Genomic DNA, 25,930 nt, shown 5'->3' on the forward strand with positions numbered 1-25,930 from the left:
GCCAGGTTCAGTTGGCGGCGAACTCTCCAAGCAGTGCCTTGCGCTGCTGCTCGCCGAGGCCACGCAGGCGACGGCTGTCGGCGATCTTGAGCTTCTCCATGATCTGGGTAGCCCGGATCTTGCCGATGCCCGGCATGGCCTGCAGGACGGCCGACACCTTGAGCTTGCCAACGACGTCGTCGCTCTCGGCCCGCTCGAGGACGGCACCGAGGGTGGTCTTGCCCTGCTTGAGCTGCTCCTTCAGCTGAGCACGGGCCTTGCGGATCTCCGCGGCCTTCTCGAGCGCGGCAGCGCGTTGTTCGGGGGTCAGTGACGGGAGCGGCACCAGTTCTCCTCAGGTCCCTATCGCGGCGGGCGGGGCGCACCGCCGCATCTGTGAAACGTGGTGTCGCTGTGAACCAAGGGGTCCATGGTTCCCAGCGCGGGGAAAACTAGCGGCCAACGGAGCTTTCGGCAACGTGGGGGCCGCATGATCACCGTAGAGTGACCGACCCGTCAGTCAGTCACCGGGCAGGCAGAACGGCCCGGCAGTCGACCAACACGCGGTCCGCGGCGGCCCGCAGCGCGGTCACATCGGGGCCTGCCGAGAGCACCTCCCGGGAGTACGACGGGAGCACCGAGGCGAGGCTCGAACCGAAGACGGTACGCAGATCGGCTGCACCGGCACCCTGTGCGCCGAGCCCCGGAGAGAGCAGTGGGCCGCCCACACCGGAGAGGTCGTGACCGGTGTCACCGATGGTCGCGCCGACCACCAGACCGAAGCTCCCGAGCGGGGACGCACCCCTGTTGAGCTGCGAAATCTCGTCGATCACGGTTTGCGCCACGGTGCGGCCGTCGGCCGTGACGGCCCGCTGCACGGCAGCGCCCTCGGGGTTGGAGGTGAGGGCCAACACGAACACCCCGCCGCCGTGCTCGGCGGCCAGCTCGAACATCGGCGCCAGCGAACCGACCCCGAGGTAGGGGCTCGCGGTGACCGCGTCGACATACACGGGGCTGGATGGATCAAGGTACGCCGAGGCGTACGCGCTCACCGTCGAGCCGATGTCGCCGCGCTTGACGTCGAGCAGAACGAGCGAGCCGGCTTCTCGTAACTGTCGGATAGTTGACTCAAGAATCGCCACACCTCGGGATCCGAATCGCTCGAAAAAGGCCGACTGAGGCTTGACTACCGCAACCCGGTCACCGAGGGCGTCGACAACGATCCGGCTGAAACGGTCGAGCCCCTGAAGGTCGTCCGGGAGGCCCCACTGCGCCAGCAGACCGGGATGCGGGTCGATGCCCACACAGAGTGGGCCCCGCTCGGTGACCGCCCGGTGCAGCCGGGTACCGAAGCTCTCCATCGGAGTGTTCCCCTCTTCTCGTCCGGGCGGCTGACCCGCCCGGGTAACCAGTCGACCCGGTGGCCGGGCCGACTCAGCCAGCAGTCACCGCCGCCGCCACCCCGGTCGCGATCCGGGCCAGGTCCACGTCGTCGGTGACGTACGGCGGCATCGTGTAGATCAGGTCGCGGAACGGACGCAGCCAGACCCCCTGGGCGACCGCGGCCGCGGTCGCCGCGCCAAGGTCGACCTCGTGATCGAGCTGGACCACGCCGATCGCGCCGAGGACCCGTACGTCGGCCACGCCCGGCATGCCGCGCAGGGGCTCCAGACCGGCGCGCAGACCGGCGCCGACCCTGGCGACCTGGCCGGCCCAGTCTCCGGCCCGCAGCAGCCCGATGGAGGCGTTCGCCACCGCGCAGGCCAACGGGTTACCCATGAACGTGGGCCCGTGCGCCAGCACACCGGCCGCCGAGATGCCCCGGGCGACCTCCGCGGTGCACACTGTCGCCGCGAGGGTCAGGTACCCGCCGGTCAGCGCCTTGCCCACACAGAGCACGTCCGGCGTGACCCCGGCGTGCTCGGCGGCGAACATCTCGCCGGTACGGCCGAACCCGGTGGCGATCTCGTCGAAGATCAGCAGGATCCCGTGCGCGCGGGTCACCTCGCGCAGCACCCGCAGGTAACCCGGGTGGTGGAAGCGCATCCCGCCGGCGCCCTGGACGACGGGCTCGACGATCACGGCGGCCAACTCGTCGGCGTGCCGCTCGACCGTCTCGACCAGCGCCGCCACGTACGCGTCGTCGGGCGGATCGGTGAAGCCGCCCGGCGGCACCGGGGCGAACACCTGCCGGGGCAGCACGTCGCCCCACAGGTGGTGCATCCCGCCCTCCGGGTCGCAGACGCTCATCGGATGGAAGGTGTCGCCGTGGTAGCCACCCCGCCAGGTAGCCAGCCGGCGCCGCTTGGGCCGCCCGACGGCCCGCTGGTACTGCAGGCACATCTTCACCGCCACCTCGACGCTGACCGAGCCGGAGTCGGCCAGGAACACGTGCTCCAGGCCGTCCGGGGTCAGCTCGACCAGTGTTCGGGCCAGCTGCACCGCCGGCTCGTGGGTGAGCCCGCCGAACATCACGTGGCTCATCCGGCCGAGCTGGTCGGTCACCGCCGCGTCCAGCACCGGGTGCCGGTACCCGTGGATCGCCGCCCACCAGGACGACATGCCGTCCACCAGCTCACGCCCGTCGGCCAGGGTGAGCCGTACCCCCTCGGCGCTCTGCACCACGTAGGGCGGGTTGGCCGGCGGCAGCGCGGCGTACGGGTGCCAGACGTGCGCCCGGTCAGCGGCCAGGATCTCCTCGGGTGTCACGCGTACTCCTTCCAGACACGGACGGGCCGGGCGGCGGACGTCCCACAGCCGGGTCGAGTCATCCCTGCGCCGCCTTTGCTCTGCTTCACCGGACGCCACACCCGGTGTCCGGAGATCGGACGTCGGCCGTCGCGTGGGTTGAAGCAGAGCAAAGGATCTGCGACGAGGTTCGCCTCCCGGGTGCGCAGCCGGTTCGGCGGCGAGCCGGCGCAGGCCCACGCCGGCCCACGCCGGTTCGGCGGCGAGCCGGCGCGGGCCGGCCTGACGCGAGGCCGGGCGAGCACCGGGCCGGTGCGGTCACCGGCCGGCGACCGCGTCCGGTGCCGCCGTTGCGGCCGCCGCGCGGGCGGCGGCGCGGACCAGGGCCGGTCCTCGGTAGATGAAGCCGGTGTAGAGCTGCACCAGGGCGGCGCCGGCATCGAACATCCGCGCCGCGTCGTCCGGATCCAGCACCCCGCCGACGCCGATGATCGGCAGCCGGCCGTCGGTCTCCCGGTGGACGAAGGCGACCACCTCGCGGGCCCGCCCGGTGAGCGGCCGACCGGAGAGCCCACCGGCCTGCCCGCCACGCTCGACGTCACCGCTGGCCAGCCCCTCGCGAGACAGGGTGGTGTTGGTGGCGATCACCCCGGCGGCGCCCCGGGCCAGGCAGACCTCCAGCAGCTCGGCGATCGCCGCCTCGGTCAGGTCTGGTGCGATCTTGACCAGCACCGGCTTCTCCCCCACCAGCGCGCCGAGCAGCGCGTCCAGGTGGGCACGGTCCTGCAACGACCGCAGACCCGGGGTGTTCGGTGAGGACACGTTCACAGCGAAGTAGTCCCCGTGCCCGCGCAGCGCCCGGTACGAGGCGAGGTAGTCCTCGACCGCCTCGTCCAGCGGGGTCACCTTGGACTTGCCCAGCGAGATGCCCAGCGGCACCCCGAGCGGGCGCGGCAGCGCCGCCAGCCGGGCGGCCAGCGCAGCGGCCCCGGCGTTGTTGAAGCCCATCCGGTTGACCACCGCCTCGCTGGCCGGCAGGCGGAACAGCCGCGGCCGGGGGTTGCCCGGTTGGGCGTGCGCGGTGACCGTGCCGACCTCCACGAAACCGAAGCCGAGCGCCGGCCAGGCCGGCAGCGCCGCGCCGTCCTTGTCCATTCCGGCGGCCAACCCGACCGGGTTGGGGAACCGCACCCCGAACACGGTGCGCGGCGCGTCGACCGCGTACCGGGCCCGCAGCGCGGCGAGCGCGGCCGGCCGCCGCGACAGGGCAGCCAACCGCCGCAGGGTCCACTCGTGCGCCGTCTCGGCGTCCCCGCCCCCGAGCCGGAACAACCACGGCCGTACCGCCTGCTCGAACACTGTCACTGGGCCGCCCGCAGGATGGCGTGCAGGTCCTGCAGGGGGCGGACCTGCATGTCGCCGCGGATCCGCGCCTCGATGCCCATCACCGCTGCGGCGGCGCCGGGAACCGTGGTGATGCAGGGGATGTCCGCGGTGACGGCCGCGCTGCGGATCTCATAACCGTCGGAGCGGGCGCTGGCACCCGAGCCCTGCGGCGTGTTGATCACCAGCGCCACGTGGCCGCCGCCGATCAACGACACCGCGTCGTCGCCCGCACCGGCCTGGTAGTGCTTACGGATCTGCTCACAGGCGATGCCGTGCCGGCGCAGCACCTCGGCCGTGCCGGCGGTGGCGACGATCTCGAAGCCCAGATCGGCCAGCCGCTTGATCGGGAAGATCATGCCGCGCTTGTCCCGGTTGGCCACCGAGACGAAGATCTTCCCGGCGGTCGGCAGCGACCCGTACGCCGCCGACTGGCTCTTGGCGAAGGCATGCCCGAAGTTGGTGTCGATGCCCATCACCTCGCCGGTCGACTTCATCTCCGGCCCGAGCAGCGAGTCGATCCCCTTGCCAGCGCGGGTCCGGAAACGCTTGAACGGCAGCACCGCCTCCTTGACGGCGACCGGCGCGTCGGCGGGCATCGTGCCCCCGTCCCCGGTCGCCGGCAGCAGGCCCTCGGCGCGCAGCTCGGCGATGCTCGCCCCGAGCGCGATCCGGGCCGCCGCCTTGGCCAGCGGCACCGCCGTGGCCTTGGAGACGAACGGGACGGTCCGCGACGCGCGCGGGTTGGCCTCCAGCACGTAGAGCACGTCGTCCTTGAGGGCGTACTGCACGTTGAGCAGGCCCCGGACCCCGACGCCACGCGCGATGGCCTCGGTGTAGCGGCGGACCTCGACCAGGTGCGAGCCCGCGAGGGTGATCGGCGGGAGCGCGCAGGACGAGTCGCCGGAGTGGATACCCGCCTCCTCGATGTGCTCCATCACACCGCCGATGTAGACCTCGCCGTCGGCGTCGCACAGCGCGTCCACGTCGATCTCGATGGCGTCGTCGAGGAACCGGTCCACCAGCACCGGGTGGTCCGGGGAGATGTCGGTGGCCCGGCCGATGTAGTCGCGCAGCGTCGGGTCGTCGTAGACGATCTCCATGCCCCGCCCGCCCAGCACGTACGACGGCCGGACCAGCACCGGGTAGCCGATCTCGTCGGCGATCGTCTTGGCCTCGTCGTACGAGGTGGCCATGCCGTGCGCCGGCGCGCGCAGGCCGGCACGGGCCAGCACCGCGCCGAACGCGCCGCGCTCCTCGGCCAGGTGGATCGACTCCGGGGAGGTGCCGACGATCGGCACACCGGCGTTCTTGAGCCGCTGCGCCAGCCCCAGCGGGGTCTGCCCGCCGAGCTGGACGACCACCCCGACCACACCCGGCCCGCCGGCCGCCCGGCCGGACGAGTCCTCGGCGTGCCAGACCTCCAGGACGTCCTCGAAGGTCAACGGCTCGAAATAGAGCCGGTCGGCGGTGTCGTAGTCGGTGGAGACCGTCTCCGGGTTGCAGTTGACCATGACCGTCTCGTAACCGGCCGACCGCAACGCCTGGACGGCGTGCACGCAGGAGTAGTCGAACTCGATGCCCTGCCCGATCCGGTTCGGGCCGGAGCCCAGGATCAGCACCTTCGGCCGGTCCGACGGCACGACCTCGGACTCCAGGTCGTACGTCGAGTAGTGGTACGGAGTGGTCGCCTCGAACTCGGCCGCGCAGGTGTCCACTGTCTTGTAGACCGGGCGCACGTCAAGGCGGTGGCGCAGGGTCCGTACGCCGTCCTCGGCGGCCAGCTCCGGGCGCAGCGCGGCGAGCTGCCGGTCGGACAGACCGGCCCGCTTGGCACGACGCAGCAGGTCGGCGTCGAGCACCGGCGCGTCGACGATCTCGGTGCGCAGCTCGATCAGCGCGGCGATCTGGTCCAGGAACCACGGGTCGATCCCGCCGGACGCCTCGGCCACCTCGGCGATCGACGCCCCGAGCCGCAGCGCCCGCTCCACCGTGTACAGCCGACCGTCGTGCGGGATCCGCAGCGCCGCGAGGGTGTCCGCCAGTGTGACGCCGGCAGGGTCCGGCACACTCCAGAAACCGGCCGACTTGGTTTCCATCGAGCGCATCGCCTTGTTCAGCGCCTCGGTGAAGTTGCGCCCGAGGCTCATCGCCTCGCCCACCGACTTCATCGTGGTGGTCAGCTCCGGGTCCGCGCCGGGGAACTTCTCGAACGCGAACCGGGGGATCTTCACCACCACGTAGTCCAGGGTCGGCTCGAACGCCGCCGGGGTCTTCAGGGTGATGTCGTTGGGGATCTCGTCGAGGGTGTAGCCGATGGCCAGCTTGGCGGCGATCTTCGCGATCGGGAAGCCGGTCGCCTTGGAGGCCAGCGCCGACGACCGCGACACCCGCGGGTTCATCTCGATCACGACGATCCGGCCGTCGACCGGGTTGACAGCGAACTGGATGTTGCAGCCGCCGGTGTCCACCCCGACCTCGCGCAGCACGGCGATGCCCAGGTCACGCAGGCGCTGGTACTCCCGGTCGGTGAGCGTCATGGCCGGGGCCACAGTGACGCTGTCGCCGGTGTGCACACCCATCGGGTCGATGTTCTCGATCGAGCAGACCACCACCACGTTGTCGTGCCGGTCGCGCATCAGCTCGAGCTCGTACTCCTTCCAGCCGAGCACGCTCTCCTCGATGAGCACCTCGTGCACCGGGCTGGCGGACAGGCCGTCGCCGGCGATGCGGGCCAGGTCCTCCGGGGTGTGCGCCATGCCGGAGCCCAGGCCACCCATTGTGAACGACGGCCGGATCACCACCGGCAGGCCCAGCTCGGCGACTGTCGCCTCGACCTCGTCCATCGAGTGGCAGACCCGCGAGCGGGGCACCAACCCGGCCGGGTCGTCGACGCCCAGCCGTACGCCGGCCTTCGCCACGATCTCCTTGAACAGCTGCCGGTCCTCGCCCCGGTTGATGGCGTCGATGTTCGCGCCGATCAACTCCACGCCGTACTTCTCCAGGACGCCGGCCTCGTGCAGGGCGACGGCCGTGTTCAGCGCGGTCTGCCCGCCGAGGGTCGCGAGGATCGCGTCCGGGCGCTCCTTGGCGATGACCAGCTCCACGAACTCCGGGGTGATCGGCTCGACGTACGTCGCGTCGGCGAACTCCGGGTCCGTCATGATCGTCGCCGGGTTGGAGTTGACCAGGCTGACCCGGATCCCCTCGCTGCGCAGCACCCGGCACGCCTGGGTGCCGGAGTAGTCGAACTCGCAGGCCTGCCCGATGACGATCGGCCCGGAGCCGATCACGAGGATGTGCTTGAGATCGGTCCGCTTAGGCATTGCTGCGCCCCTTGCTGTGGGTCCGGCCTTCGATCAGTTCGGCGAATCGGTCGAAGAGGTAGTCCGCGTCGTGCGGGCCGGCTGCCGCCTCCGGGTGGTACTGGACGGTGAACGCGGGCAGGTCCACTGCTCGCAGCCCCTCGACCACGTTGTCATTGAGGCAGACGTGTGACACCCGTACGCCACCGAAGTCGGTGTCGATCACCTGGTCGGGGACGACAGCGCCGTCGCCCGAGCCGGGGACCTGCACGGCGAAGCCGTGGTTGTGGCTGGTCACCTCGACCTTGCCGGTGACCCGGTCGAGCACCGGCTGGTTGATTCCCCGGTGGCCGTAGCCCAGCTTGTAGGTGCCGAAGCCGAGCGCCCGGCCGAGGATCTGGCTGCCGAAGCAGATGCCGAACAGCGGCACCTCCCGCCGCAGCGCCTCCCGGGCCAGTTCCACCGGGGCGTCGGCGGTGGCCGGGTCGCCCGGACCGGGCGACAGGAAGATCGCGTCGGCGCCGGTGGCGAGCATCTGGTCGATGCTCGACGACGCCGGCAGCACGTGCGTGGTCACCCCACGGGTGGCCAGCCGACGCGGCACGTTGCGCTTGATGCCCAGGTCCAGGGCGGCCACTGTGAACCGGTGCTCGCCCAGGGCCTCGACGACGTACGGCTCGGCGGTGCTCACCTCGGCGGACAGGTCCGCGCCGACCATCTGCGGCGCCTGGCGGACCCGGGCCAGCAGGCTCTGCGGGTCGTTGTCGATGCTGGAGATGCCCACCCGCATGGCGCCCCGCTCGCGCAGGTGCCGGGTCAGCGCCCGGGTGTCCACGCCGCTGATGCCCACCACACCCTCGGTGGCGAGGCGGTCCTCGAGACCACCGGTGGCCCGCCAGTTCGAGCCGATCCGGGCCGGGTCGCGCACGACGTAGCCGGCCACCCAGATCCGACCGGACTCGTCGTCCTCGCCGTTGACGCCGGTGTTGCCGATGTGCGGCGCGGTCTGCACCACCACCTGACGGTGGTAGGACGGGTCGGTCAGGGTCTCCTGATAACCGGTCATGCCGGTGTTGAAGACCGCCTCGCCGAAGGTCTCCCCGACGCTGCCGTACGCCTCGCCGGGGAACGTGCGCCCGTCCTCGAGGACAAGGATCGCGGGTCTGCGCTTGACCATTACCGTGCCCGCCTTTCGTTCGCGACTGCGGGACTCCGCTGCGCTGCGTTCCTCGCGCTCACTTGACAGCCTTTCCGTCCAGGACCGTCGGCTCGCCACGCAGGAAGGTCGCCACGATGCGACCTGGCAGCGTCATGCGGGCGTACGGGGTGTTGCGACTGCGACTGGCCAGCTCCGCCGGCTCGATGGTGCGGTGGGCGGCCGGGTCGATCAGGGTCAGGTTCGCCGGCACACCCGGCGCGGGGTCGACGCCGTGCCCGGTGAGGCCGGCGATCCGTGCGGGGGTGCGCGACATCCGCTCGGCGATCAGGTCCCACTCGGGGCCGAGCACGTCCAGCGCGATGGAGAGGGCCGTCTCCAGACCGAGCATCCCCGGTCGGGCGTACGCCCACTCGCACTCCTTGTCCTCCACCGCGTGCGGGGCGTGGTCGGTGGCGATCACGTCGATCACCCCGTCGGCGAGGGCGGCACGCAGCGCGGCGATGTCCGCGGCGGTGCGCAACGGCGGGTTCACCTTGTAGACCGGGTCGTAGGTTTCCGCCCGTTCGTCGGTGAGCAGCAGGTGGTGCGGGGTCACCTCGGCGGTCACGCGTACCCCGCGCGCCTTTGCCTGGCGCAGCACCTCGACGCTGCCGGCGGTGGAGACGTGGCAGACGTGCAGTCGGCTGCCCACGTGCTCGGCGAGCAGCACGTCCCGGGCGATGATCGCCTCCTCGGCGACCGCCGGCCAGCCGATCAGGCCGAGCCGGGTGGAGACCTCGCCCTCGTGCATCTGGGCGCCCTCGGTGAGCCGGGGCTCCTCGGCGTGCTGGGCGATGATCCCGTCGAACGCCTTGACGTACTCCAGGGCTCGGCGCATCAACTTCGGGTCGGCGACGCAGTGCCCGTCGTCGGAGAAGATCCGCACCTGGGCCGCCGAGTCGGCCATCGCGCCCAGCTCGGCCAGCCGCTCGCCGGCCAGCCCGACGGTGACCGCGCCGATCGGCTGCACGTCGACCAGGCCGGCCTCGCGGCCGAGCCGCCAGACCTGCTCGACCACACCGGCGGTGTCCGCCACCGGGGAGGTGTTGGCCATCGCGCAGACCGCCGTGTAGCCGCCCAGCGCCGCCGCCCGGGAACCGGACTCGACGGTCTCGGCGTCCTCCCGGCCGGGCTCGCGCAGGTGGGTGTGCAGGTCGACGAGGCCGGGCAGGGCGACCAGGCCGGCGCCGTCGACGACTGTGGCGTCCGGCGCGGTCAGGCCGGGACCGACAGCGGCGATCACGCCGTCGCGGATCAGCAGGTCGGTCGGCGCGGCGCCGACGACACTCACGCTGGTGATCAGGTACGCGGTCACCGGTTGTTCCCTCCGAGCAGCAGGTAAAGGACAGCCATCCGCACGGAGACCCCGTTGGTGACCTGTTCGACGATTGTGGAGCGGGGTGAGTCGGCGACCTCGGGGGTGATCTCCATCCCCCTGTTCATCGGGCCGGGGTGCATGACGATCGCGTGTTCGGGCAGCCGGCGCATCCGCGGCCCGTCCAGCCCGTAGCGGCGGGCGTACTCGCGCGCGGAGGGGAAGTAGGAGTCGTTCATCCGCTCCCGCTGCACGCGCAGCATCATCACCACGTCCACGTTCGGCAGGACGGAGTCGAGGTCGTAGGAGACGTTGGTGCCGGGCGCGAGGGCGCCCGCGATGTCGACCGGAATGAGGGTCGGCGGGCCGACCAGGGTGACCTTGGCGCCGAGGGTGGAGAGCAGCAGCACGTTGGAGCGCGCCACCCGGGAGTGCAGCACGTCCCCGACCACAGCGACCGACAGGCCGGCGAGCCGGCCCAGCCGGGACCGCATGGTGTACGCGTCCAGCAGCGCCTGGGTGGGGTGCTCGTGGGTGCCGTCGCCGGCGTTGACCACCGACCCGTCCACCCAGTTGGCCAGGCGGTGCGGCGCGCCGGAGGCGGGGTGTCGGATGACGACGGCATCAGCGCCCATGGCCTGCAGGGTCAACGCGGTGTCCTTCAGGCTCTCACCCTTGGTGACGCTGGACCCCTTCGCGGAAAAGTTGATCACGTCGGCGCTGAGCCGCTTCGCCGCGGCCTCGAAGGAGATCCGGGTACGCGTGGAGTCCTCGTAGAAGAGGTTCACCACTGTCCGTCCGCGCAGCGCGGGAAGCTTCTTGATCTCCCGGCCGGCGACGGTGGCCATCTCGGCGGCGGTGTCCAGGATCTCGGTGGCGGTGTCGGCGTCCAGGTCCCCGCCGGAGAGCAGATGCTTGATCATGAGGCGGTTCCCCCGTACAGCTTGACCTCGTCCGTCCCGTCGATCTCGGCGAGCGTCACCTTGACGCTCTCGGCGAGCGAGGTCGGGATGTTCTTGCCGACGTAGTCGGCGCGGATCGGCAACTCCCGGTGGCCCCTGTCGACCAGGACGGCGAGCTGCACCGAGGCCGGACGGCCCACGTCGTTGAGCGCGTCGAGCGCGGCCCGGACGGTGCGGCCGGAGAAGAGCACGTCGTCGACCAGGATGACCCGCTTGCCGTCGATCCCGCCGGGGGGCAGCTCGGTCGGACCCACAGCGCGGGTGGCGTGCCGACGAAGGTCGTCGCGGTACAGGGTGATGTCGAGCACACCGACCGGAACGGCGACGTCCTCGAAGGTGCTGATCCGGTCGGCGAGCCGCCGGGCGAGGGGGGTGCCCCGGGTGGGAATTCCCAGCAGCACAGTGTTCGCGGCGCCCTGGGTCTTCTCCAGGATCTGGTGGGCGATGCGGTCGACCACGCGTTGCACGTCGGCGCTGGCGAGGATCACCTTCACCGAGGGTTGTCGCGGTGGTGACGAGCGGGCAGCCGGTGGGTATGCCACGGCGGACCTCCTTCCCCGCCTCACGGGACGGGTCGTTAAAGGATGTCGGGCACCTCCGGCCGGACCGCTCAGCAGACCTGGGCCGGGGCTTCCGCCACGTTACCAGTGGTCACCGGGGTGATGGACGGCGGCCGCTGACCACCGGGTCAGGTACCGGAAAAGGGGAAAACTCCCCGGACGCTCCGCAACGGTAGGGGCACGACCACTTGACCACGTGTCGCATTCCCCGTACCGTCACGCTCCGTAGCGATCGACGGGAGAACCCCGAGCAGCACTGGGAGTGTCCGAATGCCCTCTGAATACGCCAAGTCTCTGGGCGCCCGCCTGCGCTCCATCCGCCAGCAGCAGGGTCTCTCCCTGCAGGGTGTGGAGGAGAAGTCGAACGGGCGGTGGAAGGCCGTGGTGGTCGGCTCGTACGAGCGTGGCGACCGGGCCGTGACGGTGTCCCGTCTGGCCGAGTTGGCCGAGTTCTACCGCGTACCCGTCTCGGAGCTGCTGCCTGACGGCAGTGGCGTCCGTCACGAGCCCACCAGCAAGATTGTCCTGGACCTGGAGCGGCTCTACGACGAGGCCTCCGAGGACCTGGCCTACGTTGCCCGCTACGCCCGCGCCATCCAGCAGCAGCGCGGCGACTACAACGGCCGGGTGCTCTCCATCCGCGCCGATGACCTGCGGGCGCTCGCGATCGTCTACGACGCCTCACCGTCGGGCCTGATCGAGCGGCTCACCGAGCACGGCGTGCTGGTGGCCGACCCCCGGGCGTTCTTCGCCTCCTGATCTACCGCTCCACCTGATCTACCGCTCCACCGAAAGGGCCCGTGCCGACTGGCACGGGCCCTTTCGGGTTTGCGGTGTTCGGTGCGGACGCTCAGCGGGTGGCGTACTCGGCGATCCGGCCGAGCACCCCGTTGAGGAAGCGCGGCGAATCGTCCGTCGACATCTGCCGAGCCAGCTCCACCGCCTCGCTGATGGCCACCGCGTCGTCGATCTCGTCGACGTAGAGCAACTCGTAGACGGCGATCCGGGCGAGATTACGGTCGACGACCGGCATCCGCTCCAACGTCCAACCCTCGGCGTAGCTGGCGATCAGCTCGTCGATCCGGTCGAGGTGCTCGGCAACCCCCTCGACCAGGCCCACCGCGTAGCCCAGGTGCTCCGGTCGGGGCTGCTCGATCCGCTGCACGTAGCCGGCGAGCACCTCCACCGGAGGCTTGTCCCGCAGGTCGGACTCGTAGAGGACATCCAGCGCCCGCTTGCGCGCCTTGCGGCGCGCCGGCATCTGCTGCTTGGAACCCTCAGCCATCAGGCGCGGCCGAGGTAACGGCCGTCGCGGGTGTCGACCTTGATCTTCTCGCCGGTGGTGATGAACAGCGGAACCGGCACCGTGGCGCCGGTCTCCACGGTCGCCGGCTTGGTGCCGCCGGTCGAACGGTCGCCCTGCAGGCCGGGCTCGGTGTAGGTGACCTCCAGCACGACGCTGGTGGGCAGCTCGATGTAGAGCGGCACACCCTCGTGCTGGGCGACGGTCGCCTCCGCCTCGGGCAGCAGGTAGTTGGCTGCCTCACCGACGGTGCCACCGGGCACCGTGATCTGGTCGAAGGTCTCCAGATCCATGAAGACGAAGTCCTCACCGTCGGCGTACAGGTACTGCATCGTGCGCTTGTCAACGGTCGCGGTTTCGACCTTGGTGCCCGCGTTGAAGGTCTTGTCGACCACCTTCCCGGACAGCACGTTCTTCAGCGTGGTGCGCACGAAGGCACCACCCTTACCGGGCTTGACGTGCTGGAACTCGACGACGGCCCAGAGCTCGCCGTCCAGGTTGAGTACCAGACCGTTTTTGAGGTCGTTGGTGGAGGCCATTTCCTGCCTTGATCATCAATTGGCGGACAGACCTGGCAAGTCTACAAGCTGCGTCGAATCGGACGGCCCCCCGTTCGGAGCGCCCAGTCCGTGGGCCTTCAGCGGGTGGCCAGATGGTGCAGAGCGAGACGATAGCCGTCGATACCCAGACCGCAGATCACCCCGGTCGCCACCGCCGAGACCACCGAGTGGTGCCGGAACTCCTCACGGGTGTGGATGTTGGAGATGTGCACCTCCACCAGCGGCCCCCGCAGCATGGCGCAGGCGTCCCGCACCGCGTACGAGTAGTGCGACCAGGCGGCGGGGTTGAGCACCACCGCGGCGCCCTCGTCGGCCGCCGTGTGCAGCCAGCCGAGCAGCTCGTGCTCCGCGTCGGTCTGCCGGACCGTCACCGCCAGCCCCAACTCCCGACCGGTGCTCTCGCAGAGCGCCACCAGATCCGCGTAGCTGGTCGCGCCGTACACGTCGGGCTCGCGGGTGCCCAACCGGCCCAGGTTCGGCCCGTTCAAGACGTAGACCTTCACGGGGTTGCCACCTCCCGGTAGGCGGCCTCCAGCAACGCGTCGTCGGGGCCTTCCAACATCGCCGGGCGGGCCAGCCCGTCGAGCACCACGAAGCGCAGCCGACTGCCCCGGGTCTTCTTGTCCACCCGCATCGCGGCCAACAGTTGCGGCCAGGCGTCGGCCGGGTAGCTCACCGGCAGGCCCAGCGCGCTCAGCGCGACCAGGTGTCGGTCGGCGGTCGGCGCGTCCAGCCGCCCGGCGAGCCGGGCCAGCGTGGCCGCGTACACCAGACCGACAGCGACGGCGTGGCCGTGCCGCCAGCGGTAGCTCTCGTTCTGCTCGATGGCGTGGGCCAGGGTGTGGCCGTAGTTGAGCACCTCCCGCAGGCCCGACTCGCGCAGGTCGCCGGCGACCACGTCGGCCTTGACCCGGATGGCCCGCTCGATCAGCTCCCGGCTCACCGGCCCACGCGGGTCGGTGGCGGCCTCCGGGTCGTTCTCGATGAGATCCAGGATCGTCGGGTCGGCGATGAAACCGCACTTGACGACCTCGGCCAACCCGGCCGCCAGGTCGACAGCGGGCAGGCTGTCCAGAGTGGCCAGGTCGGCCAAGACCCCGACCGGCGGGTGGAACGCGCCCACCAGGTTCTTGCCGGCGGCCGTGTTGATGCCCGTCTTGCCGCCCACCGCGGCATCCACCATGCCCAGCAGCGAGGTCGCCACCGGCACCCAGCGCACACCCCGCAACCAGCAGGCCGCGACGAAGCCGGCCAGGTCGGTCACCGCGCCGCCGCCCACCCCGACCACCGCGTCGGTACGGGTGAAGCCCGCCGCTCCGAGCCGGTCCCAACAGGCGGCGGCCACGTCGATGTGCTTTCCCGACTCGGCGTCGGGCACCTCGATCGGCAATGGTTCGACGCCGGCGGTGCGCAGGCGTTCGCCGAGCGCGTCCGCGAGGGCCTTGAGCGGAGGCGCGTGCAGCACCGCCACCCGGGTCGCGCCGGGCAGCAGGCCAGGCAACGCACCCAGCAGGTCACGTCCCACCAAGACGTCGTACGGCCGCTCGCCGCCGACCGGAATTCGGGTCACCTCGTCCATCGCCGGCAGCCTAGTCCAGCGGGCGGCGCGGGGAGGGCGGCTGTCCACCTGCTGGCCGGGTGGCCCAGTCCGCCAACCGGCGGGCGTGTTCGGCCACAGCGGCGCGCAGGGCGTCCGGATGCCGGACGGTGAACGGACACCCCAGACCGGCGAGCAGGGCCGCCATCCCGGGCAGGCTCTCCGCTCGGGCCCGCAGCAGCACCCCGTCGGCGGTGGCTGTCAACTCGGCCACGCTGGGCGGGATGCGGCGGCGGGCGGCGACCAGGTCGGTCTCCAGCACGACCTCCACCTCGTGCCGGTACGGCACGCCGGCCAGCGACCGGGTCACCCAGGCCACCGCCTCGAAGCCGTCCGGCACTGTGAACGTCGCCACGCCGGGCGTCACCGCGCCGATCCGGTCCAGTCGGAAGGTGCGGATCTCCCCACGCCTGTGGTCGTGGCCGGTGACATACCAACGGCCGGCGTGGAAGACCAGCCCGTACGGGTCGAGTTCGCGGTGCGACTGCTCGCCCCGCCAGGAGCGGTAGTCCACCGCCACCCGCTGCCGGTGCCGGGTGGCCGAGGCGAGCGCGAGCAGTGTGCCGGACGCCGGTCCGCGCTCCGGCTCCGGACGACGCAGGGTGAAGCCCAGGTGCTCCTGGACGGCGGCGAGCCGGTCGGCGAGCGCCCCCGGCAGCACCCGGCGGATCTTCGCCAGCGCGGTGGCGGTGGCGGGCTGCTCGGTGGCCAGCCCGACCCGTTCGGCGACGACGAGGCCGAGCAGCACGGCCACCGCCTCGTCGTCGGTGAGCATCAGCGGGGGCAGTTTGTAACCGGAGTGCAGCCGGTAGCCGCCGTAGCGGCCCCGGTCGGCGGTGACGGGAATGCCCAGCTCGACGAGCGTGGTCGCGTAGCGGCGCACGGTCCGCTCGTCCACACCGAGGTGGCCGGCGAGTTCGGCAGCCGTCGACCGGTGCCGGGTCTGCAGCAGTTCGAGCAGGGCCAGCACCCGCCCAGCGGGATGTGACACGGGCCACTCCTTCAAAGCGGGCGGATCCTGTCCGGAATAGATCGTACGGTCTGTCGGTAACCGAGAGAAGGAGCCACAGATGGCGACATTCGTGCTGGTGCCGGGTTTCTGGCTGGGTGCCTGGGCATGGCGGGACGTGACAGTCGCGCTGCGGTCGCAGGGGCACGAGGTGTATCCGATGACGCTGACCGGGTTGGCCGAACGCGACCACCTCGCCGGGCCGGAGGTCAGCCTGGACACGCACACCACCGACATCGTCCGACTGATCGAGGTCGAGGACCTGCGCGACGTGCTGCTGGTCGGGCACTCCGGCGGGGGGATGCCGGCCGCCCAGGCGGTGGACCGCATCCCGGACCGGATCGCCCGGATCATCTACGTGGAGAGCGGGCCGTTGCCGGACGGCACGGCGCAGTTCGACACGCTGCCGGCCGACGAGCAGCAGCGGCTGCGGGCTGTTGTCGGCAGCGGGCACCTGCTGCCGCCGCCGGCCTGGGATCCGGCGGCCGACCCGAACAACCTTGCCGGTCTGGACGAGCCGACGCTCGCGCTGCTGCGTACCCGGGCCACCCCACAGCCGCTGCGGGCCGCCACCGACCCGGTCCGACGCACCGGTGGGAGACGGGTGCCGACCGCGCTGGTCGCCAGCACCTTCCCGCTCGGCATGGTGCAGCAGATGATCCAACAGGAGCATCCGTTCTTCACCGGACTGGCCGACGGCCAGTTGCATGAGCTGCCCACCGGGCACTGGCCGATGCTCAGCGAGCCGAAGGCTCTGGCCGACGTCCTCGACCTGATCGCCCGCGGCTGAGGGCCACCCCACTGCGCCGATCTTGCAGTTCCGGTTGCCGAGATGCGGGGAATGCCCCCTACGCCGGAGCAGCTACTGCAAGATCGGCGGGGCAGGGCTACGTCAGCGGGGCAGCAGGGCGGCGACGTCGGCGACTACCTGCGCCGGGGCCCGGCCGTCGGTGACCACCGTCTCGGTGGCGACCTCGGCGTAGAGCGGCCGGCGCTGGTCCAGCAGGTGCTTGAGGGTGGCCCGTGGGTTGATCGCCAGCAGCGGCCGGCCGGCGCCGAGCCCGACCCGCCGCACCGCGTCGGGCAACTCGACCGAGAGGTGCACCACCCGGTGCCCGATCAGGGCCGCTCGGGTCTCCTCGGCCAGCACCGCGCCGCCGCCGAGGGCGAGCACGCCCGTGCCGCCGGCCAGCGCCGCGGCCACTGCGGCCCGTTCCAGGGTACGGAAGTGCGCCTCGCCCTCGTCGATGAAGATCTCCGGGATCGGCTTCCCGGCCATCTGCTCGATGTCGGCGTCGGTGTCGCGGAACTCCACGCCGAGGGTGGCGGCGAGCGCCCGACCGACTGTGGTCTTGCCGCAGCCGGGCGCGCCGACCAGCACGACGACAGGTGCCATCAGCGGATGACCAGCGCGTCGAGGTAACCGGCGAGGTTGCGACGGATCTCGGCGATCGAGTCTCCGCCGAACTTCTCGGTGGCCGCCTCGGCCAGCACCAGCGCCACCATCGCCTCGGCGACCACCGCCGCGGCGGGCACCGCGCAGACGTCGGAGCGCTGGTTGATCGCGGTGGCCGGCTCGCCGGTGGTGACGTCCACTGTGGCCAGCGCCCGGTTCAGCGAGGAGATCGGTTTCATGGCGGCGCGGACCCGCAGTGGCTCGCCGGTGGTGATGCCGCCCTCCAGCCCGCCGGCCCGGTCGGTGACCCGCCGAACGCCGGTGGCCGACGGGATGATCTCGTCGTGCGCCTCCGAGCCGCGGGAACGGGCCTGCTGCCAGCCGTCGCCGATCTCCACGCCCTTGATCGCCTGAATGGACATCAGCGCGGTGGCCAGCCGGGCGTCGAGCTTGCGGTCCCACTGCACGTGGCTGCCCAGCCCCGGTGGCACCCCGTACGCCAGCACCTCGACCACGCCGCCGAGGGTGTCGGCGGCCTTCTTCGCGGCGTCGACCTCGGCGACCATCAGGGCGCTGGCCTCCGGGTCGAGGCAGCGCAGCGGGTCGGCGTCGATCCGGGCCGTGTCGGACGGCGTGGGACGCAGGCCGGGCTTCGCGGCCACCGGGCCCAGCTCGACGACGTGCGAGACGATCTCGATGCCGAGCGCCTGACGGATCAGCGCCTTGGCGACAGTGCCGACGGCCACCCGGGCGGCGGTCTCCCGTGCGCTGGCGCGCTCCAGGATCGGCCGTGCGTCGGTGTGGCCGTACTTCTGCATGCCGGCCAGGTCCGCGTGGCCGGGCCGGGGACGGGTCAGCGGGGCGTTGCGGGCCTGCCGGGCCAGCTCGTCGGGGTCGACCGGGTCGGCGGCCATCACTGTCTGCCACTTCGGCCACTCGGAGTTGCCGACCCGGATCGCCACCGGGCTGCCCAGGGTCACGCCGTGGCGCAGGCCGCCGAGCAGCTCAACCTCGTCCCGCTCGAACGACATCCGGGCACCCCGCCCATAGCCCAGCCGTCGACGGGCCAGCTCGTCGGCGATCTCGGTGGTGGTCACCTCAATGCCGGCCGGCACCCCCTCCAACATCGCGACGAGGGCGGGACCGTGCGATTCACCTGCAGTCAGCCAGCGCAACACAGCGGTCAGTCTGTCACGGCGGGCCACCGACGCGGCGCGCTCCCCGTCGTGTCCCGCCCAGCGGACGCCGCCGCCCGCTCACGCGGGCGGCGGCTCAGATCCCCCGACCGCGCTTGTGCAGGGTGCGCAGCACCGCGTCGGCCCGGACCACCCGACCGGCGACGGCGAGGGCCAGGTAGGCGCGCGGCTCGCGGGGGTTGCTCCGCAGGGTGCGCCGGGCCCACCGCAGCGCGCCCCGGCGGTCACCGGAGGCGGCCTGGGCGAACGCGATCTGCCCGGCCACCCGGGCCTCGCCGGCCGGTTGACTGGCGAACTCCGGGTAGCGCTGCAGCAACCACTGCAACGCCTCCGAGATGGTGTCCCAGCGCTGCGCGAAGTACGAGCGCTTGTGCCAGCGGACCAGCACCGACGGCGTCCGCAGGTTGATCAGCGGCGCGCTGCGGGCGGCCCGCAGCAGGAACTCGTAGTCCTCCGCGTAGCTGCCCGGGATCTCCTCGTCGACAAGCCCGAACCCGTTGCGCAACGCGGTGGCGCGGATCAGGAAGGTCGACGGGTGCAGCTCAGTCATCCGGTCGCGTAGCAGGTCGTCCAGGGTGATCCGGTCCTTGTCGAGCACCCGCTCGACGCTGTGCCCGTCGTAGTTGACCCGGATGCCGCAGCAGACGAACTCGGCGGCCGGATCGCCGGCCAGCGCGTCGACCTGGGCGGCAAGCTTGCCGGGCAGCCACTCGTCGTCGTCGTCGCAGAACGCGACCAGCTCGCCCTCGGCCGCGAGGGTGCCGCTGTTGCGCGCACCGGCCAACCCTGGGGTACGGGCGTTGCGGATCACCCGCACCACGCGGGTCGGGCCGCTCCCCAACTCGTTCAGCGACTCGTCCGGCGCGGACTGGTCGAACACCACGACGACCTCGATCAGGCCCGGGTAGTCCTGTGCCAGGATCGCGCGCACCGCGGCCCGCAGCAGCTCGGGGCGGTCCCGGGTGGGCACCACGACGCTGACGGTCGGCTGCTGGGTCATCGAATCTCCTCCGTACCCGGGCGCGGCCGGGACCAGGCCCGCCACCGGGGTCGGCGCGGGGTCGAACGGGCCACCAGGTCGTCGACGATCTGCCCGACCCGGGCCACCGCCGCCCGTCGCGCCTCGTGTGCCTCCGGGTCGGCGGCCACCGCGTACCGGGACGGGTCGGCCACCCCGGCGGCCAACGCGTCGTGCAGGGCCTCCCGGGTCTCGCAGAGCGCCACCAGCCCGGCGGCGCCGAGCCGGCGGGCGAAGAGGAGCTGATGGTTGTCGACGTGCTCACCGCGAGCCGGATCGCGGGGCACCACGATGGGCAGGTGGCCGTGCCGGCGGGCCTCCAGAATGGTCGCCGGGCCACCGTGGCAGACCACCAGATCCGCATCGATCATCGCCTGTTGCAACGCGTCGTGGCCGAGGAACGGCACCGCGCCACTCAGCTGGGGCGCCTTCGTGTGCCCGTGCTGCATGGTCAGCCCGACCGGGCCGGCAGCCTGCGCGTGCCACTGCGCCAACCAGTCGACGAGCCGGTCGAAGGGGTGCTTGTCGGTGCCCACCGCGACCAGCAGTCGGAGCTGGGCGACCGCCGAGCTGTCGCGCTGGCGCGGCAGGCGGGCCGCCTCGGTGGCCGGCCGGGGTTGCGGACGCCGGGCGGTGCCCGTCTCCCCGGTCACAGCAGCGTCCCGACGACTGTCGCCTCGGGGTACTGCCGGCGCTGCTCGTCCCACTGCACCAGCATCGAGGACAGGAACGGCCGGCAGAGCCGAGCGGTCAACGTCGGGGTGTCGATCCGGTCGTACACCTCGATGTAGACGGTCGGGATGCGCCGCAGCCGGGCCAGCACCACGAACGGCACCGCCACCCCGGCGCCGGTGGTGACCACGGCGGCGACCCGCCGGGCCCGCAGCACCCGCCAGGCCAGCAGCGCGTTGCGCAGCAGGTTCGGCACGTTGCGGGTGGTCGGGTGGTGCGCCGGCACCAGGTCCTCGCCGGCCAGCAGCGACACCGCCTCCGGGGTGTCGAAGGTGACCCAGCAGCGCCGCCGCTGTTCGTACCAGGGCCGCAGGGCCAGTAGTTGGGCCAGATGGCCGCCGCTGGAGCCGACCAGCAGCAGCACCGGTGCCCCACTGTCGTCGTTGTTCGTGTCCACGCGACTCCCCACAAGTTCGCTTGGAATTTCAGTTCACGCCAGGCAGAAGCAGATCACACGATTCCCGGTCGTTGAATAGCGCGACCGGCCGAGATGACGATCTCCACAGCGGGCGGTGCGGTGCACCGAACGTCCGAGGTCCATCGATCGTCATCACCACCTGCGATTTTGTCGTCACTCTGCGGCGCACCGTCGTCGCCGCGATTCCTCCAGATCAGCCGCTATGTCTTTTCTCGATGACGTCCAAGAGTGCGGGATGCAGGGCGGCGTTCCAGCCCGCGCCCGCGTCGGCCAGCCGCCACGTCCGCAACCACATCTCCACCAGGTACGCGTCGGCGACGAGCCGACGCTGCGCGGCGACGAGGCCGAGCCGCTCGCCGTGCCGGCTCAGATATCCGTCCACCGCCGACGCGGCCACGTCGGCCGGCTCCCCGCGCAGCACGAGGGCCCGCTGGAACGCGTCGTGCGCCAGGTCGAAGCCGACCGGCACGTCCGGCCCGCTGTGCTCCCAGTCCCAGGCGACCAACCGACCGGCGTGCCAGCCCAGGTTCCACGGCACCCAGTCACCATGCCAGTGACCGAACTCGACGCTGGTGTCGCCATGCCGGCGGGCCAACGCCGAGACCGCGGCGACCGCCCGCGCACCGGCCGGCTCGGTCGCGGCGGCCCGGCCGGCCTGGTCGGCCAGCCGGCGCAGGAACGTCGAGTCGGCGAGCGGTCGGGGCGTGCCCGCCCCGTCGCCTCGCCGGGCGACAGCGAGCAACGCCGCGATCCGGGGCGGGTCGTCCACCGGCACACCGCGTACCGCCGGGGGCAACGGCTCGATCACCGCCACCACCTGGCCCGCCCACGACGTCTCGGTGAGCAGCCGCGGCGGCGTCGGATGGTCGGCGACGCCAACCACCTCGCACAACGCCCGCAGCGCCGCCGCCTCCGCGCTGACCAGCGCGCGGGTCGCGTCGTTCCAGCCGATCTTCGCGTAGCCACGCGGACGCCCGTCGGCACTGAAGAGTTGCAGGGTGGGCTTGCCGTTCGGGTCGGGTGGGCGGACCCCGAACGCGGCCAGCAGCGGCGTGTCACCCAGGTCGGCGGAGAGCCGCTCGCTGAGCAGCAGCTCCGCGGCCGGCACCCCGGCCGGCACCGAGACGGTCAACGTGGGAAAGGGCGCGAGCCCCACCCGGCCGAACCGGGCCAGCCCACCGAGCACCGCCCGAAGCGCGCGCACCTTCGGTGGCCGCAGGGCGTTGTACGCCAACAGGGACGCCGCCCCGGCCCGGGGCGCGCCCAACGGCACCAGGAACCGGGCCCGGGCGACCGACGGCACCACCGCGTACCTTGCCACCGCCTGGTGACCGGCCGGCGGGGCGCCGGCCACTGTCAGGCCGACCCGGTCGTCCGGGAAGACCGCGCGGCTCACCCAACCCAGGCCGTCCACCCGTGAACGCGGGTCGGTGGCCGGGCCCACCCCTGTCGTCACGCCGCCCGGTCCGCCCAGTCGAGGTCCAGCCCGAGCCGTTGACGCAAGGCGTCGTTGTACGGCCGGTAGTAGTCGGTCAGCTCAGCGCGCACGTTCGGCTCCAGCGGTGCCGAGCGCCGATCGTTGTAGACCTTGAAGTTGGGCAGGTCGTACGCCGGCAGACCAAGGAAGTCCAGGGTCCGTCGGTAGGTCGCCCGCGAGTCGCTGTACAGATCCTCGCTGGGCAGGAAGAGGATCTGCTCCCGGTCGAAGCGCTCCAGCCACGGCTCCAGGTGCTCCAGGTAACGCCCCCGGGCCCGGTACGTGTACCAGTCGTACGGCTCGCTGAACGACTCCGGTTCGGCGATCAACCGCTCCCGCTCCCCCGCCGTGCGTTCCGGCTCGGCCGCGAGGGCGGCGGCGAAGTCCAGTGGTTCGATGCCGTGGGTGCGGCGTTCCTTCCAGTGCGAGTACGCCCGCTCCACGGGGTCCCGCAGCAGCACGATGAGCTTCACCGACGGCATCAGCCCGGCGACCCGCTGCGCGGCGAGCGGATGGAACATGTACAGCGGGGCGGCCTCACCGACCCGGACCGGGCCGCCGTGCCGCTTGGCCAGGGCCTCGCGCTGCCGCTCGGTCGGGAAATGCGAGCGGTACCAGGCTTCGCCGCGGCCCCAGTGCTCCTCGAAGTAGTGCGCCGACTTGGTGTTCCACGCGGGAAAGAGCCGGGGTACCAACGGGTGCTGGATGAGGTAGTTCCACAGGGATGTGGTGCCACCCCGTTTGGTCCCGATGATCAGGAAGTCCGGCAGCGGCCGACGGTCGCTGGTGCGAACGCCGTAGTCGACAAGCGACTCCTTCACCCGGGTGGTCACCTGGGTCGGAACCAACTGCTTGACCCGGTCACGGATGGACACCACGCCGAACCTCACCTGCCTCTCGTCGATGCCGAGGTGGGCTCTGCGGCCGTGGCCGCGTTGTCCCCTCCACGGATCTGTCTCATGGTCCCTCGGATGCCGGCGCGCACCCGGGGCAACGTCAACATGCCGACGCAGCCGGTCAGCAGCACCGCCAACGCCACCGCGAGGCCGGGCAGGCCGCGACCGCCCACCAGCACGCCGGCCCCGGCGGCCAGGCCCACACCGGCGATCGTGGCCGCCGCGGCACGCACCATCGCGGCGTCGAACAGCGGCTCCCGAACCACCGACCGGGCGAACCCGGCGGCGGTGAGGTTCTCGGTGGCGATGCCGGCCGCCCAGGCCACCGCCGCGCCCGTCGCGCCGTAGCGCGGGATGAGCCAGAGGCCCAGCGAGACGGTCACCGTCAACCCGGCCACTGTGGCGACCAGGTGCAGCCCGCTGCGTCCGCCCATCAGGAGCAGGCTCTGCACGTTGCCCACTCCGGTGTTGACGAGCATCGCCAGCGCGAGCACCGTCATCGCCGGCACACCGGCGGTGAACTCCGGCCCGAACAGTTGGAGGAAGGCCAGCGCGAACACCGCCAGCAGCAGGTACACCGGCCAGGACAGCACCAGCCCCCAGGTGGTCAACTGCCGGTGCACCGCCGCCGCGGCGGCCCGCTCGCCCCGCCCGAGCAGCCGGGACAGTTGCGGCGACACCGCCACCCGCAGCCCCTGCATGGCCAGTTGACCGGCCAGCACGTACCGGCCGACGGCGCCGAACACACCGGCGTCCGCCGGGCCGGCCAGCACCGAGGTGAGCAGCACGCCCACCCACATGCTGCCGGCGTCGATGGCCGCCGAGGCGGCCCGGGGCAGCGCGAAGCGCCAGAACGTGGACCAGTCGGCGCGGCGCGGACGCAGCGTCGCGCCCCGGCCCAGCCCGAGCGGGCCGGCGACGAGGATGAGACAGGCCAGCAGCGCCAACGCCGCCGGCACCAACCAGCCGGTCATGCCGGCGAGCAGGCCACCACCGGCCAGGGCGGCCGCGCCGACCAGCGCCGGGCGGGCGATCGGCAGCAGCAGGAACTGCACCCCGACGTATGCCCGGATGGGCCGCACGCAGCGCAGCGCGGCCAGCAGCAGGGTCATCGTGACCACCACCGGCACCGCGGCGAACGTGACGGTGAGCAGCGCGCCGCCGCTCGCGCCGGAGCCACCCAGCAGTCGGGGCGCGAGGGCGTCGGCGGCCAGCACGCCCGCGCCGGCGACCAGCAGCCCGGTCACCAGCGGCGGGATCAGCGCCACCGGGAGCACCCGGGCGGCATCACCGCGCACACCGGCGCTGCGGCGCGGCAGAGCCCACATCAGACCGGTTTCCGCGCCGAGCGTGCAGATCGCGGTGGCCACCGTGACGACCCCGATCGCGGCGAAGAACGCGCCAGCGCCGGCCGGGCCGTAGCTTCGGGTGATCACGACCGCCAGCACGAACCCGAACAGGCCGCTGGTGGCCGCGCCGAGCAGCCCGGCCACGCCGCTGCGCGCGCTGCGGCGGGTTTCGGCCGAGCCGGTGTCCCCAGCGGGCGACGGCGCGGCCTGACCCTCTACCGGGGTGGGCGTGGACCGGCCCTCGTCGGCGCCGGCCGACGGACGGGTCGCGGCGGTCACGCGGGCACCGGCGCGGCCCGCGCGGGCGTCGGCGACGACCCGGCCAACCGGGTCAGCCGTTCGCGTTCGGTGAGCGCCATCGCGAAGGCCACAGCGAAGAACGCGACAGCCAGGTTCTGGTTCGCCATGCCGTAGAACGGGACCTGCACGAGGCAGACCACCGGCACCACCGCCAGCCACTGCCCGGCCGCCGACGTCGCCCGCGCGCAGATCACCGCCGCGGCGACGAACCACGCCAGGAAGCAGATGAGCGCGGGTACGCCGTGGCTGAACAGCACCATCCACAGCTGCCCCTGGGTGCCGATCGGCGCGGCCGCCGACACGGTGTCGACGTTCACCGGAGCGCCGTAGCCCAACCAGGGCGACTCCTGCACGCGGCGGATCACCTCGGTGTAGAGCGAGAGCCGGTCGGTGTTGGTGTCGCTGGAGTCGACCCGCCTGCTGATCAGCTCGGTGATCGGGATGAACAGCGTGGCCAACCCGCCGATCACCACGACCCCGACGATGGACGCGGCCACCCTGACGTTGCCGCGCAGGCTGGCCCGCACTCCGAGCACCGCCAGCCCGGCGCCGAGGCTGAGGAACATCGCCCGGTTGAGGGTGAGGAACGCCGGCGCCAGCGACAGCGGCAGCGACGCCAGCAGCGCCCAGCGCAGCAGCCCCTGCCGGCGCAGCATCGCGAACGCCACCACGCAGGGCAGGGTCATCGCGTACGCGCTGCCGTAGTTGTTGGTGTACGCGAACGGCGCGGCCGGCCGATAGATCGGGTTGAGCGAACGGGCGCTGTATTCAGCGGTGGTGAGGTGCACCATGTCCTGGATGAACGGGGTGCCGGCCACCCCACCGGGCAGCAGCACCTCCATCGGGGTCGTCATGGCCAGCCGGGGCACGAGCACCCCGAGCCAGCCCAGCGCCACCAACCCGAACCAGAACGCGCAGAGCGGGGTGAGCACCGCCACCAGGCTGGCGCGTTCCCGGGCGGCCGCGTAGACGTAGACGCCGACCACCAACGCGGTCAGGTAGAAGGCCAGCCGCAGGGCGAACGTGAGCAGCGAGGCGGGCGACGACAACTGGGTGGCGCTGACCACCACGATGGCGAGGAAGAGCAGCCAGATGCCGGCCGCCGGCGGCAGCGGCACGCGCCCCCGGGTGAGCAGCAACGCGAACAGCAGCGCGCCCAGCAGCGGCCAGCCGAGGTAGAACGCGCCGAACAGCCACCAGAGCGGCACCAGGCCGAACATCATCGACAGCGGCCAGAGCGGCAGTTGCGGCGGCGCGAACGACGGCACCGGCGCGGACTCCTGGGGAGC

The 25,930-nt window shown here is 72.1% G+C and carries 25 protein-coding genes; 2 read left to right on the plus strand and 23 right to left on the minus strand.

Annotated features, from left to right (window positions below; all coding sequences use genetic code 11):
- Positions 1-7 precede the first annotated feature (7 nt).
- The 9 genes from mihF to pyrR all read right to left on the minus strand — a co-directional run bounded on the left by mihF (position 8) and on the right by pyrR (position 11,372).
- Positions 8-325 (minus strand): integration host factor, actinobacterial type, encoded by a 318-nt coding sequence (gene mihF / locus MED01_RS28570; RefSeq protein ID WP_030335662.1) that lies wholly within the window; start codon positions 323-325, stop codon positions 8-10.
- A gap of 178 nt (positions 326-503) precedes the next feature.
- Positions 504-1,340: an orotidine-5'-phosphate decarboxylase gene (pyrF, locus tag MED01_RS28575; RefSeq protein ID WP_238671599.1), complete on the minus strand. Its 837-nt coding sequence runs from the start codon at positions 1,338-1,340 to the stop codon at positions 504-506.
- 73 nt (positions 1,341-1,413) lie between these two features.
- Positions 1,414-2,688: an adenosylmethionine--8-amino-7-oxononanoate transaminase gene (locus MED01_RS28580; protein ID WP_238671600.1), complete on the minus strand. Its 1,275-nt coding sequence runs from the start codon at positions 2,686-2,688 to the stop codon at positions 1,414-1,416.
- Positions 2,689-2,985: 297 nt separating this feature from the next.
- Positions 2,986-4,032: a quinone-dependent dihydroorotate dehydrogenase gene (locus MED01_RS28585; protein WP_238671601.1), complete on the minus strand. Its 1,047-nt coding sequence runs from the start codon at positions 4,030-4,032 to the stop codon at positions 2,986-2,988.
- Positions 4,029-7,376 (minus strand): carbamoyl-phosphate synthase large subunit, encoded by a 3,348-nt coding sequence (gene carB, locus MED01_RS28590; RefSeq protein ID WP_238671602.1) that lies wholly within the window; start codon positions 7,374-7,376, stop codon positions 4,029-4,031. Before carB ends, MED01_RS28585 begins: the two co-directional genes overlap by 4 nt.
- Positions 7,369-8,532 carry a glutamine-hydrolyzing carbamoyl-phosphate synthase small subunit gene (carA, locus tag MED01_RS28595; RefSeq protein WP_238671603.1) on the minus strand — a complete coding sequence of 388 codons (1,164 nt, stop codon included), beginning with the start codon at positions 8,530-8,532 and terminating at the stop codon, positions 7,369-7,371. Before carA ends, carB begins: the two co-directional genes overlap by 8 nt.
- A gap of 58 nt (positions 8,533-8,590) precedes the next feature.
- Positions 8,591-9,868 (minus strand): dihydroorotase, encoded by a 1,278-nt coding sequence (locus MED01_RS28600; protein ID WP_238671604.1) that lies wholly within the window; start codon positions 9,866-9,868, stop codon positions 8,591-8,593.
- Positions 9,865-10,791, minus strand: a complete 927-nt coding sequence (locus MED01_RS28605; protein WP_238671605.1) for an aspartate carbamoyltransferase catalytic subunit — start codon at positions 10,789-10,791, stop codon at positions 9,865-9,867. Before MED01_RS28605 ends, MED01_RS28600 begins: the two co-directional genes overlap by 4 nt.
- Positions 10,788-11,372: a bifunctional pyr operon transcriptional regulator/uracil phosphoribosyltransferase PyrR gene (gene pyrR, locus MED01_RS28610; RefSeq protein WP_238671606.1), complete on the minus strand. Its 585-nt coding sequence runs from the start codon at positions 11,370-11,372 to the stop codon at positions 10,788-10,790. Before pyrR ends, MED01_RS28605 begins: the two co-directional genes overlap by 4 nt.
- Positions 11,373-11,660: 288 nt before the next feature.
- Here pyrR and bldD point away from each other — a divergent pair, with 288 nt between their 5' ends.
- A complete protein-coding gene (bldD, locus tag MED01_RS28615; protein ID WP_007458348.1) occupies positions 11,661-12,149 on the plus strand; it encodes a transcriptional regulator BldD in 489 nt (162 codons plus the stop codon).
- A 91-nt stretch (positions 12,150-12,240) separates the two neighbouring features.
- On the opposite strand, the gene nusB is transcribed toward bldD, so the two are convergent.
- The 5 genes from nusB to MED01_RS28640 form a co-directional block, all read right to left on the minus strand.
- Complete coding sequence (gene nusB / locus MED01_RS28620; protein ID WP_172862180.1) at positions 12,241-12,651, minus strand: transcription antitermination factor NusB; 411 nt, start codon at positions 12,649-12,651, stop codon at positions 12,241-12,243.
- 23 nt (positions 12,652-12,674) lie between these two features.
- A complete protein-coding gene (gene efp / locus MED01_RS28625) occupies positions 12,675-13,232 on the minus strand; it encodes an elongation factor P (RefSeq protein WP_007458344.1) in 558 nt (185 codons plus the stop codon).
- 98 nt (positions 13,233-13,330) lie between these two features.
- Positions 13,331-13,756, minus strand: coding sequence for a type II 3-dehydroquinate dehydratase (gene aroQ / locus MED01_RS28630; protein WP_091401894.1), 426 nt, complete (start codon positions 13,754-13,756; stop codon positions 13,331-13,333).
- Positions 13,753-14,832 carry a 3-dehydroquinate synthase gene (gene aroB / locus MED01_RS28635; RefSeq protein ID WP_238671607.1) on the minus strand — a complete coding sequence of 360 codons (1,080 nt, stop codon included), beginning with the start codon at positions 14,830-14,832 and terminating at the stop codon, positions 13,753-13,755. Before aroB ends, aroQ begins: the two co-directional genes overlap by 4 nt.
- Before the next feature lie 10 nt (positions 14,833-14,842).
- Positions 14,843-15,841, minus strand: a complete 999-nt coding sequence (locus MED01_RS28640; protein WP_238671608.1) for a helix-turn-helix transcriptional regulator — start codon at positions 15,839-15,841, stop codon at positions 14,843-14,845.
- A 79-nt stretch (positions 15,842-15,920) separates the two neighbouring features.
- On the opposite strand from MED01_RS28640, the gene MED01_RS28645 reads away from it, so the two are divergent.
- The gene (locus tag MED01_RS28645) at positions 15,921-16,649 is read left to right on the plus strand and encodes an alpha/beta fold hydrolase (RefSeq protein ID WP_238671609.1); all 729 of its coding nucleotides are present in this window, start codon (positions 15,921-15,923) and stop codon (positions 16,647-16,649) included.
- A 102-nt stretch (positions 16,650-16,751) separates the two neighbouring features.
- Here the strand turns inward: MED01_RS28645 and MED01_RS28650 are convergent, their stop codons facing one another.
- From MED01_RS28650 to MED01_RS28690, 9 genes are all read right to left on the minus strand, one after another.
- Positions 16,752-17,255 (minus strand): shikimate kinase, encoded by a 504-nt coding sequence (locus MED01_RS28650; protein WP_238671610.1) that lies wholly within the window; start codon positions 17,253-17,255, stop codon positions 16,752-16,754.
- On the minus strand, positions 17,255-18,433 hold the full coding sequence (aroC, locus tag MED01_RS28655; protein ID WP_091401884.1) for a chorismate synthase: 1,179 nt from the start codon (positions 18,431-18,433) through the stop codon (positions 17,255-17,257). Before aroC ends, MED01_RS28650 begins: the two co-directional genes overlap by 1 nt.
- A 94-nt stretch (positions 18,434-18,527) precedes the next feature.
- Positions 18,528-19,451, minus strand: coding sequence for a glycosyltransferase family 2 protein (locus MED01_RS28660; protein ID WP_238671611.1), 924 nt, complete (start codon positions 19,449-19,451; stop codon positions 18,528-18,530).
- A complete protein-coding gene (locus tag MED01_RS28665; RefSeq protein ID WP_238671612.1) occupies positions 19,448-20,122 on the minus strand; it encodes a glycosyltransferase in 675 nt (224 codons plus the stop codon). Before MED01_RS28665 ends, MED01_RS28660 begins: the two co-directional genes overlap by 4 nt.
- A complete protein-coding gene (locus tag MED01_RS28670) occupies positions 20,119-20,598 on the minus strand; it encodes a glycosyltransferase family 28 protein (RefSeq protein WP_238671613.1) in 480 nt (159 codons plus the stop codon). Before MED01_RS28670 ends, MED01_RS28665 begins: the two co-directional genes overlap by 4 nt.
- A 214-nt stretch (positions 20,599-20,812) precedes the next feature.
- Complete coding sequence (locus tag MED01_RS28675; RefSeq protein ID WP_238671614.1) at positions 20,813-22,075, minus strand: phosphotransferase family protein; 1,263 nt, start codon at positions 22,073-22,075, stop codon at positions 20,813-20,815.
- Positions 22,072-22,974 carry a sulfotransferase domain-containing protein gene (locus tag MED01_RS28680; protein ID WP_238671627.1) on the minus strand — a complete coding sequence of 301 codons (903 nt, stop codon included), beginning with the start codon at positions 22,972-22,974 and terminating at the stop codon, positions 22,072-22,074. Before MED01_RS28680 ends, MED01_RS28675 begins: the two co-directional genes overlap by 4 nt.
- 8 nt (positions 22,975-22,982) lie before the next feature.
- A complete protein-coding gene (locus MED01_RS28685) occupies positions 22,983-24,620 on the minus strand; it encodes a lipopolysaccharide biosynthesis protein (RefSeq protein WP_238671615.1) in 1,638 nt (545 codons plus the stop codon).
- On the minus strand, positions 24,617-25,909 hold the full coding sequence (locus MED01_RS28690; RefSeq protein WP_372493743.1) for an O-antigen ligase family protein: 1,293 nt from the start codon (positions 25,907-25,909) through the stop codon (positions 24,617-24,619). The genes MED01_RS28685 and MED01_RS28690 overlap by 4 nt, the downstream gene beginning before the upstream one ends.
- Between the last annotated feature and the right edge of the window lie 21 nt (positions 25,910-25,930).

Source organism: Micromonospora alfalfae, assembly GCF_022230925.1.
In the GTDB taxonomy this organism is placed as follows: Bacteria; Actinomycetota; Actinomycetes; order Mycobacteriales; family Micromonosporaceae; genus Micromonospora; species Micromonospora alfalfae.